We start from the raw sequence: 14,968 nt of genomic DNA, 5'->3' as shown, positions 1-14,968 counted from the left end.
GACGATGAGCGGAGAGAACTAGTGGCCGTCGGCGGAAACTTCACGAACTGCAACTGCGGGCCTGACGCCCAGACCTGCGAGTCGCCGACTCAGCCGGTCGCCACGGTCGGTCTGTGCCTCGCCGACGGGACCCCGATCGCGGTCACCATCGTCCGGGACTGCGCCGGAACCATCACGTCCGAGGGCTGGATCAACCTCGTCACGGGCCAGCTCACGGCCGGCCCGCCACCGGCTGACGCGGGCGCATGCGACGCGGGCTGTGTCGACACCCTGTGCCGCCAGCTCTGCGACGACACGGACGGCGACGGCCAGCCGGACGCCACCTACTCGCAGCTGTGGTGCATCAAGGCCGACGGCACGGCGGAACTCGTCCTCACCTACCAGGACGACCCGTCGACGCCGTACACGCCCGTTGCGCCCGTCGACTGCACGTACGGCTGCGCCGAGACGGAGACGCTGACCCTGTGCGACGCCTCCGGGCCGTTCCTGCGCCGGTACACGTGGCTTCAGGACGTCGCCACGTTCCAGGACTTCGCCCTCGACGGCAGCACGCTCCACGTCGTCACCGGCACCGTCGGGGCGTGCGCCGGGGGAGGAGGCAGCGGCGCCGCACCGTGCGCCGAGCAGACCACGCCTGCGGCGACGCTCGGCCTGTGCCTCGCCGACGGAACACCGATCGCCGTCGTCATCACCCGCGACTGCGCCACCGACACCGTCACCCAGGACGGATGGATCAACCTCCTCACCGGCATGTTTTCCATGGGCGCGCCGCCGGCGGGTGCGGCAGCGTGCGGCGACTCCCGCGCCTTCGAGCTCGCCGGGCTGCTGTGCGACGTCCTCCCGGACGGCACGGTCGCCGGGCTCGTCCTCGTCGAGTACGAGTACAACGCGGACGGCTCCCTCGCCTCGGTGCGCCTGGTCGACCCCGCAACCGGCAGCACCTACACCCTGCAAGGAGAGCTGGGCGTCTGCCCGGGCGGCACCATCACGGCCGGCGCCGACCTCGACCTGATCGTCCTGTGCGACGTCCAGGCGGACGGCACGAGCACCCCGTTCCTGCGGGACTACCGGCGCGACCCGGATACGGGGCTGATCAACGGGCACACGGACTACGGCCTCGACGGCACCCTGTACACGGTGACCGGCACCGTCGGCCAGTGCACGCCCGACGCGGAGCCGTGCCGCAACACGAACGCGTTCCTGCTGTGCGACGCGCCGACCGACGGGACGCCGACGCCGACCGTCACCGACACCAACCCGACGCCGTACTACCCGTACGCGACGGGCGCCCCGGTCGCCGGCGCGCAAACCCTGTGGGACAGCGGCGCGCTGAACCTGCCGGCGGGGACGGCTCCGCAGCCCGGCACCCCCGGCAAGGTCAACATCCTCGCCGCGACGATCCAGGCGGCGCGCCCGGTCTGCGACACCGGCACCGCGCACGTCGCCGTGTCCCTCAACGTCCTCCAGCAGGGCCCGGACGACGGCTGCGCCGGGACCGGACACCTGCGGCTGTTCAACGGGACGACACAGACCTCCCTGGTCCTTCTCCCGGCCAACACCCCGGCCGGGTATTTTGGCACGGTCACCGTAGAGGCCGACGTCCCGGCCGCTGACCTCGCCGCCGGGAACATCGCCTTCGCGCTCGCCCTGGACGCCTACGACGACACCCCCGGCACCTGCTCGCCGAGCCCGCGCCGTACCGGCTGGCAGCTCTCCGCGTTCACGGCGACGGCGACGTACGACCAGGCCGGATGCGACACGCAGTTCCTCCGCACCGTCACCACCGACTGTGAGACCGGCGCTGTCGTGTCCGTCGCGGACAGCACCCTGGATGGCGCGCCGTACACGGTCAGCGGCGAGGCGGGACAGTGCTCGGCGGCCGGCGGCGGCTCCTGCTGCCCGGACACCCCATGCCCGGCGCAGAACATCATCGAGGCGTGCCGCTGCGACGACACCGACGCCGACGGCGTGAGCGACGTCGACTATGTGGAGCTCCTGGCGGTCGACTGCGCGGGCGCAATCACCAGCCTCGGCACGTACACCGCGGACCTGTCCGCCCCGTACACGCCGGTCGCCCCCGTCGACTGCGATGGGGGAGCGGCAGGCGCGGATCCGGCGTTCGGCGTCCAGGCCCGCCGTGTCGAACTCGCTGTCGGCGCCGCATGGGACGCCGCGGCGTGGCCCACGCTCCAGTCGGTCACGGCTGTCGCCTACGACGGCACCGGCACCGTCACCACCGTTGACGGCCCGTCCACCCTGCGCGGGGGAGAGACGGTCACCTGGAGCGTCGAGCGGGACGACGACGCCCGCCTTACCGGACCGCTGACCATCGCTGCGGCCACCGGCACCGTCACCGTCACCTTCACGATCGGAGTCATGCTGTGAGCGGATGCGGCTGTGGGCAGCCCGTCATCGTCAACGGGGCCCAGACACAGGCCCGAGTGGACGTCGAGACCGTCCTGCTGTGCGACGTCCTCGTGGACGGCACCGTGGCCGGCGTCGCCCTCGTCGAGCCGGTCTACGACACGGCCACCGGTCAGCGCGTGGCGACGCGCACCGTCGACCCGGCCACCGGCGCCACGTACACGCCGACCGGCACGCTCGGCCCGTGCGCCGCTGACGGCTGCGCCCGCCAGGTCGTGCAGACGACCAGGTGCGACGACGCCGACGGCGACGGAACCGGAGAGATCACCTACGTCGAGCTGTGGGCCGTCGACCCCTGCAACGGCGGCGACCCGGAGCTGATCGGCGCCTACCGCGACGGCGACCTCTCCCAGCCCTACACGCCGGTCACGCCCGTCGACTGCCCGCCGGCGACGGATTGCGCGTCGCCCACCACCCCGGTCGCGACGGTCGGCCTGTGCCTCGCGGACGGCACCCCGATTGCGGTGACCGTGCAGCGGGACTGCGACGGCGTGATCGTGTCCGAGGGGTGGATCAACCTCACGACGGGCGCGTACAGCGCGGGCGCCCCGCCGACCGGGACCGGCGCGTGCGGCGACTCCCAGAGCGTCCAGGTGTCCGGCACGTTCTGCGACGTCGACGCGGCGGGCGACGTCGTCGGCCTGGTCCTCGTCGAGTACTCGTACGCGGCGGACGGCACGATCGACAGCGTCCGCCTGGTCGACGCGACGACCGGCGCGACCTACACCCCGACCGGCACCGTCACCGTCTGTCCGGCAGGGACCGAGCAGCCCGAACAGGATGCCGTCCAGCTGTGCGACACGGCCGCCGACGGCACCGTGACGCCGTTCCTGAGGGACTACCGGCGCGACGAGACGGGCGCCATCGTCGGGCACAGCGACTACACCCTCGACGGGGCCGCCTACACCGTCCAGGGCACCGTGGCCATGTGCGAGCCGCAGGCGTGCACCGACTGCGAAACGCTGGTGCTGTGCGACGTGCCCACCGCCGCGCCGCTCAGGATCACCGGAAGCGCCGCCTCCGGAACCCTGGCCAACGGCGTCGGGTGGACGTCGGTGGACGGCGGGAACGCCTCGCCGATGGTCCCGAACCTGAGCAACGCTGACGGCTCGTGGTGGGGGCTGCACTCGTTCCCCCACGCCGTCACCGCGGCGACCCGGTGGACGTTCAACCGGCCGTCGATCGTCGAGTTCTCCGTGTACGTCCGCTACTACCCGACGTCTCCGGGCATCAGTTGGGCGCAGCTCCCCGCCGGGCTGGAAGTCGTCGACCTGCCGGACGGATACGCCTACAACGCGGCAACCGGTGTGCTGACCCGCACTGCGGACGGCGTGCCGGCCGACCCGTGCTCGTACGTGACCGACCCGCAGGTAGCGGGCAGCGCCCGGTTCCGCACCACCAGCGCGGTCACCTCCGTCACCACGGCACCGGCACCGAACAGCCGCGTCGCGGCGTGCGGCACGTTCTTCACCTACTGGGCCGGCGCCGTATCCGCGGTTCCCGCCGGCCCGTTCCTGCGGCACATCTGCCGCTCCTGCGACGGCACCGCCACCATCACGGACACCCTCCTCGACGGCACCACCGCCTACACGGTGGCCGGTACGCCTGGGGTGTGCCAGCCGTCGGAGGAGTCCGCCCAGAGCGACGTCGAACCTCTGCTGCTGTGCGACACCGCCGCCGACGGCACCGTGACCGAGTTCCTGCGGCACTACGTCTACGACGCCGCGACCGGTGCCCTGACCGAGCACCGAGACACCGCGCTGGATGGGCAGACCGACTACACGCCGACGGGCACGGTCGGCCAGTGCCAGCCCTCCGCGTGCGAGCTGACCCCGATCTGCGTCCGCCCCTCCGGGCGGGTGGAATTCCTGAGCAACCCGGGCGGGGCCACCAGCGGAGTCGATGCCGACTGGACATGGGGGCAGAGCCTCGCCGGCCCCTGGTTCCCGACCTACCGAGTCGGCGTCTTCCCCGGCTGGACCACCGTCGACCCGGGCACCGCGGAGGGCACGGCGCACTGGATCGCGCCGCACCCGGACAGCCAGCTCGCGAACACCGGCCAGCCGGGCGAGGGCCCGGCCATCACCGCAGGCACGCCCAACTGGTACGGGCGGGCATCGTTCCAACTGCCGTCGTTCGCCGCCCCGGCCACCATCCGGATCTCAGCGACCGCGCTCAACGCGGACCAGCTCGCCGTCGAGTGGCGGCTGAACGGCGGGGCCTGGCAGCCCGTCAACCGCAACCACACCCAGCCGCCCTACACCCTCGCCCCGACCGCCGTACCCGGCGCGCAGGCAGGCGTCAACGAGATCATCGTTCACGTCCAGGAGACCGTTTTCCCGACGGGCGCGGCCGGGATCCTCCTGCACGTCATCGCCGAGTACGACGTCGACGCGTCCGCCTACCTCCAGTGGACGCAGGTCGTCTGCACCGACGGCTCGCTGTACTACCTCGACGAGGCGGGCGTCCGGCAAGACGCCCTGCCGGACGGCTCGACGCTCGTCCCCTGCCCGGGGAGCACGGAGACGTGCGCGAAGACGGTCATCGAGCGGTGCGGCTGCGACGACACCGACGGCGACGGCATCGGTGACGTCACGTACACGGAGCTGTGGGCCGTCGACCCGTGCGGCGGCGCCGCGCCCGAGCTGCTCGGCGCGTTCCTCGACGGCGACCTGACACAGCCGTACACCCCGGTCGCGCCCGTCGAGTGCACCGCCGCTGACGTCCTGCCGGGGCCGCTGAGCACGGGCGTCCGCAACGTCACCGGCACCGCGGCGCAGGACATCGCCGCAGCGTTCCCCGGCCTCCAGAGCGTCACCCTGACCGTCCTGAGCGGCAGCATCCTCGCCACGATGAGCGACGGCACGAACGTGACGATCCCGGCCGGGATGACCATGACGTGGTCCGTCGCGCAGGACAGCGACACGGCGCTGGTGGCCGCCGCCTTCGCCGGGGCCACCGCCACCACCACCTATCTCCTCAACTGGACCTGGAAGTGAGGCGCTCCGTGACCACGCCCACCGGCACCGACAAGGCTCCGGCCCCGAACCCGCGCTACTTCACGAAGGAGGGCGAAGGCGTTCAGGTCGTCTACAACCTGCGAGACGCCTCTCCGTACGCCGAGCTGGGCTATGAGGAGGTCGACGAGGCCGCCTACCTGGCGAGCCTGCCCGATCCCACCGCAGCCCCGCTCCCGGCTCCCACAGGCGGTGAGTGATGGCGGGTAACTGCTGCGGCAGCGTCCGCGTCCAGCCGCGCCTCGACCCGGCCGCCTGCAACGCCCTCGAGCAGGGGGCGGCCGGAATGCTGGTGCCTCGCACCGAACTGTCCGGCGTCGCTCCCGGAACCGCAGTCGGCACCGCGCGGTCCGTCGACGTGGACGTAGCAGCCCCCGCGGTGGGAGCCTGCCCGGAGACGTGGACGGTCGGCGCTCGGCTGACGCCCGTCTCCGGGCAGACATCCGGGGCCGTGGCCCTTGACGCCGCTCCCGCCAGTACGTGGGTGCCCGTCACCGGGGCGCAGCTCGTCCTTCCGGAGGCCGGTGTCTATGAGGTGATCGCGGACGTTCAGGGGTCTATCGGATGGGCGGCCGGCGTCGGCAACGCGATCATTGACGCCCAGGTCTTCGACGTCACCGCCGGGGCCGCGATCCCGCTGAGTGCGCGGCGCATCATCCTGTTCACCGACCAGGGCGCCACGGCCACAACCGGAATCCAGGCCAACGCGTCGGCGGCTGCGCTGTACCAGGTGGCTGGTCCGACCACGATTCGGGTTGAGGGTTCCTGGCGTACGGACGTCGGAACCACCTTTCAGAAGGTCGTCTGGGCCACGAACTTCCGCTTCAAGAAGGTGGCCGACTGATGGCGGGGGCCTGCGGTCGTACGTACCGCATCGACCCGAAATTGGATCCGGCGGCGTGCAACGCCCTGACGGAATCCGCAGGCGGCCTGCTCGTGCCGCGTACAGAGGTCACGGGCATCGCTCCCGGAACCGCGGTCGGCACTGCGCGGTCCGTCGACGTGGACGTGACGCCACCGGCCGCCGAGGCGTGCCCGGAGAACTGGACGGTCGGAGCGCGGCTCACGCCCCTGTTCGGGTTGCGTAACGGTGGTATGGCGGACCTACGGACGTCGGCTCAGGGTCAGCAAGTGGTCTTGCCGAACAGGTCAGGTCTTGCTTCCCGAGCCGGGCGTCTACCGGCTTACCGCCCACGTCTTCGGCCTGGCGACCTGGAACTTCAACGGCCGGCACATCGCGTCCATGTCAGCCCTGTGGTTCAACACCACGACGAACGCGTTCGTGCCCGGCAGCCCGCGGTGGGTGCTCCTCCACGACGAGCCCGGCACGGTGAACCCGGAAACCGGCCTCAAGAGCATCGGCGGAAACGCGGTGTGCGAAGGGTTCGTCACCATCACGGCACCGACGACGTACGAGATCCGAGGACTGCGGGGCACCGGCGACGGGTCGGGCGCTGGCCAATGCCAACCTCCAGCACTACCTGACCGGCGGCATCCCCCAGCAGGCGATCATGTGGCAGAAGGTGGCCGACTGATGACGGGAACCGCCGCAAGCCTCAACCGGGTCGACGGGGCCTGGGTGCAGTCCGGCACCCTCGACTTCCTCCGATCGCTCACCGGGGCGAACCGGGCGTGGGAGGTCGTCACCGAAGTACCCGCGCTGACCATCCCGCGCGCTGGTGTGTGGGAGGTCGCCTACCAGGTGCGCGGCGTTTCCCTCCTCCCGGCGCCAGGCGCGGCGAACACCGACACGGGCGTCACCGCCGGCATGTACAAGAACGGTGCTCTCGTTCCAGGAACGGAAGCCATCGTGATCTACCACAACGAAGCCGCAGGGGATCAGGGCAAACAGATTCAGGCGACGGGCTCGCGGCAGTTTATCCACACGTTCGCGGCCGGAGACGCGGTGCAGCTCGGCGCGTACCGCCTCGGAACGAGTGGAACCGCCGCGGTGGTCAGCAACGGTGACGGCCGTACGTCCATCACGGCCCACTGGGTCGCCCCGGAAGAAGGAGACACCCCGGCATGACCGGAACAGCAGCCAGTCTCGACACCCGCGGCAACGGTTTCGCCGCGATGCCGGCGGGCGTCAACCTTGCGGCGGCCGCCTCCGGCGCGTTCGTCGACCTCGGTCTGTCGCTCGCACTCTCCACGCCCGGCACGTACCACCTGGACGCGATCGTCCGGGGCAACATCGGCAACATGTCCACGGGGGAGAACGCGGTCATCGTCGCCCGACTGTGGGACGTCACCGCAGGTGCCAGCGTGCCCAACAGTGAGGCGATCGTCGTGCAGATCGCCGAGTACGCCCAGGGCGCCGCTACGGCTTTGCAGTGGAACGGCTCCGCTGCCATCAGCGTCGAGTACAAGGCCACGAAGCCGGTTACGGTCCGGGTGGAAGCCGCGCGGATCGATATTGCCGGCACGACCGAGGTGGCCGGGATCGGTTCCGACACGCTCCAGCGCACCACCCTTCGCTACCAGCGGGTTGCCTGACCTCCCACGGAACCTTGCCCGTCGCCCACCATCCGCACGACGCTGCGCCACGAGCGTGGCCCAGCCCCTCACCCCTCCTGGAGGTCCGATCATGGCCGGTACGAGCGGATCCGTCGCGGGCACCCGCCCCGATGCCGAGTACGAGATCCTCTGCGACGACAACGGCAGCTTCCTGCGTCGGTACACCACCGACAACGGCGCGCCCGTCCTCGTCGACACCACCCTCGACGGCACGACCGCCTACGTTTCGACGGGCACCGTCCGGCGCTGCGACGTCGCCACGGCCAACCCGGTCATCGACTCCACGATCCAGCGGCAGGCCGGCGCCGGGAACGTGACGATCCCGGTCGGCGCCCGGTCGGTCACCGTCGTCGTCTACGCCGGTAACCCGACGCTCGCCATCGGCGGCGGCACGGCCGCAACGCTGGACCCGGGCACCTCGCTCACGTGGGGTGTGGACCGGGGCGGCAAGGTCGGCGAGAGCCTCCAGGACGCGTTCGTGTTCACGGGCGTGGCCGGCTCCAATTTCCTCGTGACGAGCACCCGCGAGATCTGATGAGCACAGACGGCGACTACGACCCGCCAGGGCGGCAGGTGGAGCGCGCGAAGGCGGTGACGGACGGCAACGGCATAGCCACCTTCAACTGGCCCGCAGGTGCCTTCGCAGGGCCGCCCGTCGTCGCCCTGGCGGTCGAAACCGGGGCCGGGTTCCGCTCGGCCCGCATCGCGTCCAACACGGCCGCGCAGACCACCGTGCACGTCCTCGCTGCCACCGGCGTGACGCTCCTCGGCATCGGTGTTCTGGCGGCTGGCGCGAACGCCCCTGGGGTCACCGTTCACGCGACGGCGACGGCCCCGTGAACACTCCTGCCGGTGCCAGAAACGAGGTCTCCTGAATGCGGCTCCTTGTCCTCCTACCGGAGCACGAACCCCCCGCGTGCTTGCGCATGATGGCGGCGGCCGGGCATGAGGTGCATCTCGTCGCCACCGTCCGTCGGCGGGACAACCCGCGCGAGGTGGACGGAGTGCGGGTGTGGCCGCTCGGCTACTGGTGGCGGGCCAAGCAGGCAGCCCGCCCCGATGTGGTTGTGACGGTGGCCGGCGACCGGCAGGCCGAGCGGCTCATGCCGAATCTGCGGCGCGTGCCGCTGCTCGTGCTGCCGCACACCGATGCGGACTTCGGTGAGCTCGAGGAGGCGTGTATCCGGCCGCTGCCTGCACACCAGCAGGCGCAGGCCCGCGTCACGGTGCCGGACGACCCGCTTGCGGGGGAGCCGATCAAGGTGGTGGCGTGGATCCACTACGGGGTCCCCTACCGGCGGGCGGGCTCGGAGACGATGCTTCAGACGATGATGTGCGGCCTGCGCGATGCGGGTATGGGCGTGCTCGTCGTGTGCTCGTCGATGCCGGAAGCGCCGCCGTCGTGGGAGGTGGACGGCGTCCCTTACCTGCACCTCGGGCCGCGCGCGGCCGAGCTGCTGTTCCGGTCGGTGCGACCGCAGGTGATGGTGACCCACCACAACTATGCGGCGCGCGCGACCGGCCTGGCGCGGGAGATCGGGGCGCGGTCGGTGCTGCTGATGCACTCGGACCACGACTACTCGGCCCGCTCGATGCAGGCCGGCCCGCACATGATCGTCTACAACACGGAGTGGGTGAGGGCATCGCTGGCCCTCCGCTATCTCGAAGTCGACCGGACTCCGTCCCTGATCGTGCACCCGCCTGTCGTCCCCGACGAGCACCGGTCGGATGGGGGAGGGGATCAGGTGACGCTCGTCAACCTCTCGTCCGACAAGGGCGTCTACACGTGGCGGGCGGCTGCCCGCACGTTGCCCGGGCTGCCGTTCCTCGGTGTGACCGGAGCGCACGGCATCCAGGTCACAGCACCGCTCGCGCCGAACATGCGCGTGATCCGGCAGACCTCGGACATGCGCGCCGACGTGTGGACGCGGACACGGGTGTTGCTGGTGCCCAGCGTGTACGAGTCGTACGGCATGGCCGCGGTGGAGGCCCTCGCGTCAGGTATCCCCGTCATCGCGCACCCCACCCCGGGCCTGCGCGAGGCCCTTGGGGACGGTGCCACGTTCATCGACCGGGCAGACGTCCGCTCGTGGGTGGCGGCGATCAGAGAGCTGTACGCGGAAGGCGATCGGCGCGCCGAGGCCACCAGGGCGGCGCTGGCGCGCAGCGCGTTCCTTGCCGACCAGATGGATGTCGAGTTGAAGCAGTGGGCGCAAGCTGTGCAAGAAGTGGCGGGTGTCTGATGGGAGTGACCGGAAGCTACACGTCCCCGCCCACCGCTCACACCGCCTCTGACCTGCGACGACGCATGCGTCCGAAGGGCAACTATGGGATAATGAATGAAAGTTGACCCCCGCGACCGCGCCAACAGTCCGGGGGTCGTGGACGATCCTGTGTGAGAGGAATCGACGTGCCTCATGGTAGGTGCGCCGTTCTCGACTGCCCCAACGAGGGCCGTTTGATCAACGGCATATGCGAAGCCTGCTACGGCTGGATGCGCAACAACCCTGGCAGGGACCCCGTCGGCCGTAGGCGCCGGAACGCCGCACCAGCAGACGGGCAGTGCACCATTGTTGAGCGCGACGGCAAGAAGTGCACAGCCTCCTACTTCGGCAAGGGGAAGTGTCAACGGCACTATGAGCGGGTCCGCGACCACGGCAGCCCGCACGTGGTGTTGTTCCGGTCTCCTGAGGAGATAAGGGCGGAGCTGCTCGCTGCCGCATCCTCGACCACAGATGAATGCATCATTGCCACGGGCGCGGACGCGCGCCGACAGGTACGCGTAGACGGCAGTGACATGGCTGTGGCCCGAGCGGTCTGGTCCCTGGCGAACGGCGACCCAGGTGAGTCGCACGTGCTGCACAGCTGCAACGGAGGATCCGGCGAGCACGGCTGCATCAACATCCGCCACCTGCGCCTTGGGACGCACGCCGAGAACATGCGGGACAAGCTGGAGGCGGAGAGGCAGGCGCGCGGAGAGACGCATGGGTTGCACAAGCTCACGGAGCAGGACGTGCGCGAGATCCGTCGCCGCTACCTCCCCGGGCGCGGGCGCCGCGGCGGCAATGGCAGGCAGCTCGCCGAGGAGTTCGGGGTGTCGCCGGTCACCATCAGTCAGGTGGCGAATCACAAGAGCTGGGGATGGCTCGCCGACTGACGCCCTTTGCCGCGCCCGGTACCGGCCGGGCGCGGCTCGCCTCCGCGTGGTGGCCTCTGGCTAGCCTCGCGCTTTCACGAGGGCTGCCGTCCGGCAGCTGAGCAAGCAAGCAGAAAAGTGCCTCTGACCAGCTCTGACCAGCAAGAATGAGGATTGTCGAGGTCCCTGTTCGTGCTCCAGCCGGAGGCACTTTCCAGGTGAAGAAGCGCATCGGGTCCTACCCGCGCGTCCGCGTCGAGGGCGGCGGCCACGGGGTGGTTTCCCAGGCCGGGGCGTACTGCTGGTCGAGACCATTCGGTCTAGGCAGCGCGACCGTGCTGCCTATGGACCCAGCACACACGGCGTCAGTCGGCGCGGCGTCCGCAGTATTCCCGCAGGCAGCGGTGTACGGCTTCGGGGTCGATACCGTTGCTCTCGAGGAATCCGGCGCTGGCCTCGGCCAGGCACTCGAGCAGACCGCAGAGGCGGTGGTCGCCGCCTCCCGGACCGGCGGGCGGCCGGTCTCCGCCGGGCAGTGCAATGGCGGTCAGTGACTGCTCGCGGGTGAACGGCGTGCCGCGGATGGTCAGTCCATCGGCGACGACGCGCACGTGATAGGTGCCGGGGAGAGGGGTGGGAACGTCGGCCTCGAACAGGCCCGGACCGGTCTCGGCCAGGACGGTGGTGGTCGTCCCTGCCGGTCCGGTGACCTCGGCCTGTACAGCTGCCCTGTGGTCAACGGGAAGCCCGTATTCAGTCAGGACCGCACTCACCTGCGCCGAGCTACCTGGTTCGATGCTGGACTGGTTAAGGGTCGCTTGCATGCGCAGGTTCGACCAGGCATAGGCGCTCAAGGAGTACCGCGCGCCGAGCGCGCTGGCCCGGGCGCGGGCCTCTCTGTCTTCGAGGCTGCCGAGCGCGTCCTCCCATTGGCCTTCGTTGATCGTGAGTACGGCGTTCCAGGTGCCGGCGTGGGCACCGTCACCGATAGCCACCGGCAGTGTGTACCGGTAGTAGCGCATCTGCATTCCCTCGCCAGCCTGCACTCCGAACGAAGTAGCGGAATTGACGTCGATGGTGGCGCCGTCCGGGGTTTCCAGCGCGAAGTCGACGACGGGCAAGTCGTCGAGCATGACGACGGTGGCGTCGATATCGGACTCGGTCAGGGTGAACGGGATGCGGAGCTCAACGCCCGGCGCGAGGTATCCACTGGGGTCGGTGACGATGGCGGTGTTGGTGACCTTGGCGAGGATTTGCAGGAAGAATTTACTGAGGCGGAAGTAGTCGTCGGTACCAGGCGTGAGTTGGCCGGTGAGCAGCATGTAGCCGCCGGTATTGTGGGCGAGCATTCGCAGGGCTGCGGTGCTGACCTGGGTTTCGCTGCCCAGTCCGATCGCGAAGGTGCGCTGGTCGATGGAACCCGCAACGCTGTCGATGGACGCTGGCTGGTTCTCCAGTCCGTCGGTAAAGACGATGAGTGCTTTGTCCTGGTAGTCGGCCGCCGGTACGGCGTTGAGGACGTTGCGGGCCATCATGACCCCGTCGCCAATGGAGGTCTCGCCATTGATGTTGGTGGCGTGACCGCCGATCGAGGCCAGCGCCTGGACCCGCGCCGGGTCGAAGTCACCGCCGGGGCCGATCCGGGTAATCGGCAGGCCGGGGAATGCAGGATCGTTGACGGGGTAGGCGTCGGTGTCGAACCGGATCAGGCCGATGCCGTTGTCCTCCTGGATGAGCTGGGCGAAGCGCCCGGCGGCCTCGCGTAGTACCTGCACCCGGGTGGCGCTGCCGGTACCGGCTGGTTGGTCCATGCTGCCCGACTGGTCCAGCGCCAGCATCACCCCGACGGTGGGACGGGCGATCGAGTTGCCCTTCAAGGTGAACGTGAAATCCTGGCCGTTCTCATCGCAGTGGATAGTGACGCTGTCGTTCGGCGCGACCGTGTTTGCGGACTGGCCTTGCATGCCGAACCACAACCGGACCTCGGTGTAGGGCACCAGCGAGTGCGGCACGGTACGTGTCGGTGTGAGCACTGTGTACGGGTTGCCGGGCGAAGATGTAACGCGCAGAGTCGCCGGACCACAGGCGAACAGCCGAAAGACCGCGGCTCGCGCGGTGGTCTCACCGGTGGGTACGTCGTTGAATACGATCTCGTTCCCCGCGTTCATGAGCTGCAGGAACCTCATCTGGGGCACGGTGTCGTAGCACGGTGGGGCGACGATCGATGGATCCTTGTAGGTCTTGACCACCTGCTGGTTCTCCGGCGGTGCCCACGGCCTCAGTTGAAGGCTCGGGTTTGCCGCGTTGCCGGCCCACGGCTCGACCGGGCCGTTGAGGCCGGGGTCGCCGGTGTCGTCCTGGTAGACAGCCGCCGGATTGAGCCGGTCCGGATGCCCTGTCTGCGTCTGCCACATCGCGAAGAGCCGGTCCACGTTGGAGTGCAGCAGGAACACGAACGGGTCGTGGAAGGAGAAATGCTTCTGAGGAAGTGTGCCGCCGATGTATCCGTGCGCGTCGGAATGAGCCTGCTGGATACGATCGTTGAAGATTCTCCAAGTGGGGGCGGTGGCGATGTCGTTGTCACTGACAGTTGTCGGTGTACCAAGTGACGAGCTGCCGCCGTTCACTTGCCGCCAGATATGGGTGTGGCCGCCTCCCTCGGTGGATTCGAAGTTGGCCAGGGGTGGTCCGGCGTCGCCCTGATCTGAACCCATGAATGAACTGGTGAACAGATTCGCCCGGCCGCCAGCGGTGCTGCGCGGGTCGACGGACCAGTCCCAATAGTGCAGCGAAAGATCCGGATCCACCTCGCGGATCAGTGCCTCAAACCGGTTGACCAACTCCCGGTGCCATGGCACGAAACCCGGCCCCACATGCACATCCACTCCAGCAAGATGCGCGTTTTTATGGATATCCTCCTGCTTATCCCAGTACGAAACACCGTCACCGTAGAACTTCGCCGTATTCAATTGCAAGATCGCCACGATCAGTCGGTCTCGTTCCGCCTGACTCACCTTCGCGACGTCGCGGCGAATACCATCCCCAAGTGCCATGAGAAGCAGCTCCTTCACGCGGACTGAGGAATTGGATCACCCGAGTCCGATCTAAAGAGGCACACATCCCTACCGCGGAGGCGCACCGCAAGCGGGCCAGCTACTCACCAGGTATACGTCCCCTCCATGAGCGTCGCCATTCGAGACTGCTGTGGCTGAGGCTTCCACGGCCGGGTGAGCAGAGAACGCTCGTATGGCGTCACCCAAGCAGTGAGCGGTGCACCGTTGCAGATCGTTCAAGCGAGCTGAGCCCAAGAATGAGGATTGTCGAGGTCCCTGTTCCTGCTCCAGCCGGAGGCACTTTCCAGGTGAAGAAGCGCATCGGGTCCTACCCGCGTGTCCGCGTCGAAGGCGGCGGCCACGGGGTGGTCTCCCAGGCCGGGGGCATACTGCTGGTCGAGACCATTCGCAAGACTGGTCTGGACACCGCGATATCGAAGGCGCTCGCTCCGTGGCGGCGCACTCGGGCGGTGCACGATCCGGGCAAGATCCTGCTGGATGTGGCGCTCGCGGTCGCGTTCGGCGGGGACTGCCTGGCCGATGCCGGGATACTGCGGGCCGAGCCGGCGGTGTTCGGGCCGGTGGCCTCTGACCCGACCGTCTCCCGGCTCATCGACACCCTTGCCACAGCCGGTCCGAAAGCTCTGACTGCGATCCGGTCCGCTCGGGCCGAAGTACGCGAGCAGGTCTGGCAATTGGCCGGGACCTCGTCGCCGGACGCAGCAGGTCAGGTGATCGTGGACTTGGACGGGGTGCTGGTACTGGCCCACTCCTATAAGCAGGGCCCTTGAGAAGTCTTGAGGTGGGCGGTTCGCCTGCTG

General features: G+C 69.3%; 11 protein-coding genes and 1 pseudogene. 11 read left to right on the top strand and 1 reads right to left on the bottom strand.

Annotation, left to right across the window (positions count from 1 at the left end; all coding sequences use genetic code 11):
- Positions 1-21 precede the first annotated feature (21 nt).
- The 10 genes from ABT300_RS09005 to ABT300_RS08960 all read left to right on the top strand — a co-directional run bounded on the left by ABT300_RS09005 (position 22) and on the right by ABT300_RS08960 (position 11,115).
- Positions 22-2,385 (top strand): hypothetical protein, encoded by a 2,364-nt coding sequence (locus ABT300_RS09005; RefSeq protein WP_351673580.1) that lies wholly within the window; start codon positions 22-24, stop codon positions 2,383-2,385.
- 56 nt (positions 2,386-2,441) lie between these two features.
- On the top strand, positions 2,442-5,423 hold the full coding sequence (locus ABT300_RS09000) for a hypothetical protein (RefSeq protein ID WP_351673578.1): 2,982 nt from the start codon (positions 2,442-2,444) through the stop codon (positions 5,421-5,423).
- A gap of 8 nt (positions 5,424-5,431) precedes the next feature.
- Positions 5,432-5,641: a hypothetical protein gene (locus ABT300_RS08995; protein WP_351673576.1), complete on the top strand. Its 210-nt coding sequence runs from the start codon at positions 5,432-5,434 to the stop codon at positions 5,639-5,641.
- A gap of 284 nt (positions 5,642-5,925) precedes the next feature.
- Positions 5,926-6,285 (top strand): hypothetical protein, encoded by a 360-nt coding sequence (locus ABT300_RS08990; RefSeq protein ID WP_351673574.1) that lies wholly within the window; start codon positions 5,926-5,928, stop codon positions 6,283-6,285.
- A 399-nt stretch (positions 6,286-6,684) separates the two neighbouring features.
- Positions 6,685-7,470 (top strand): hypothetical protein, encoded by a 786-nt coding sequence (locus tag ABT300_RS08985; RefSeq protein WP_351673572.1) that lies wholly within the window; start codon positions 6,685-6,687, stop codon positions 7,468-7,470.
- Complete coding sequence (locus tag ABT300_RS08980) at positions 7,467-7,937, top strand: hypothetical protein (RefSeq protein ID WP_351673571.1); 471 nt, start codon at positions 7,467-7,469, stop codon at positions 7,935-7,937. The genes ABT300_RS08985 and ABT300_RS08980 overlap by 4 nt, the downstream gene beginning before the upstream one ends.
- 91 nt (positions 7,938-8,028) lie before the next feature.
- Entirely contained in the window at positions 8,029-8,493 is a 465-nt protein-coding gene (locus ABT300_RS08975; protein ID WP_351673569.1) for a hypothetical protein, read from the top strand.
- The gene (locus ABT300_RS08970) at positions 8,493-8,798 is read left to right on the top strand and encodes a hypothetical protein (protein ID WP_351673567.1); all 306 of its coding nucleotides are present in this window, start codon (positions 8,493-8,495) and stop codon (positions 8,796-8,798) included. The genes ABT300_RS08975 and ABT300_RS08970 overlap by 1 nt, the downstream gene beginning before the upstream one ends.
- An 86-nt stretch (positions 8,799-8,884) precedes the next feature.
- Positions 8,885-10,201 (top strand): glycosyltransferase family 4 protein, encoded by a 1,317-nt coding sequence (locus ABT300_RS08965; protein WP_351673614.1) that lies wholly within the window; start codon positions 8,885-8,887, stop codon positions 10,199-10,201.
- 554 nt (positions 10,202-10,755) lie between these two features.
- Positions 10,756-11,115, top strand: coding sequence for a hypothetical protein (locus ABT300_RS08960; protein WP_351673565.1), 360 nt, complete (start codon positions 10,756-10,758; stop codon positions 11,113-11,115).
- A 344-nt stretch (positions 11,116-11,459) separates the two neighbouring features.
- On the opposite strand, the gene ABT300_RS08955 is transcribed toward ABT300_RS08960, so the two are convergent.
- Positions 11,460-14,165: a tyrosinase family protein gene (locus ABT300_RS08955; RefSeq protein WP_351673563.1), complete on the bottom strand. Its 2,706-nt coding sequence runs from the start codon at positions 14,163-14,165 to the stop codon at positions 11,460-11,462.
- A 290-nt stretch (positions 14,166-14,455) separates the two neighbouring features.
- Between ABT300_RS08955 and ABT300_RS08950 the strand changes: the two are divergent.
- Positions 14,456-14,929, top strand: a pseudogene (locus ABT300_RS08950) (transposase); the annotation flags it as partial.
- Between the last annotated feature and the right edge of the window lie 39 nt (positions 14,930-14,968).

It is taken from the genome of Streptomyces sp. NPDC001027 (assembly GCF_040299045.1).
GTDB lineage: Bacteria > Actinomycetota > Actinomycetes > Streptomycetales > Streptomycetaceae > Streptomyces.
The sequence above is the reverse complement of the archived record's forward strand: the minus strand, read 5'-3'. Positions and strand labels throughout refer to the sequence as shown.

Coding starts and splice junctions, on each gene's coding strand:
- ABT300_RS08985 (WP_351673572.1), top strand. CDS start 6,685: ATGTCAGCCCTGTGGTTCAACACCACGACGAACGCGTTCGTGCCCGGC.
- ABT300_RS08980 (WP_351673571.1), top strand. CDS start 7,467: ATGACCGGAACAGCAGCCAGTCTCGACACCCGCGGCAACGGTTTCGCC.
- ABT300_RS08975 (WP_351673569.1), top strand. CDS start 8,029: ATGGCCGGTACGAGCGGATCCGTCGCGGGCACCCGCCCCGATGCCGAG.
- ABT300_RS08970 (WP_351673567.1), top strand. CDS start 8,493: ATGAGCACAGACGGCGACTACGACCCGCCAGGGCGGCAGGTGGAGCGC.
- ABT300_RS08965 (WP_351673614.1), top strand. CDS start 8,885: ATGATGGCGGCGGCCGGGCATGAGGTGCATCTCGTCGCCACCGTCCGT.
- ABT300_RS08960 (WP_351673565.1), top strand. CDS start 10,756: ATGGCTGTGGCCCGAGCGGTCTGGTCCCTGGCGAACGGCGACCCAGGT.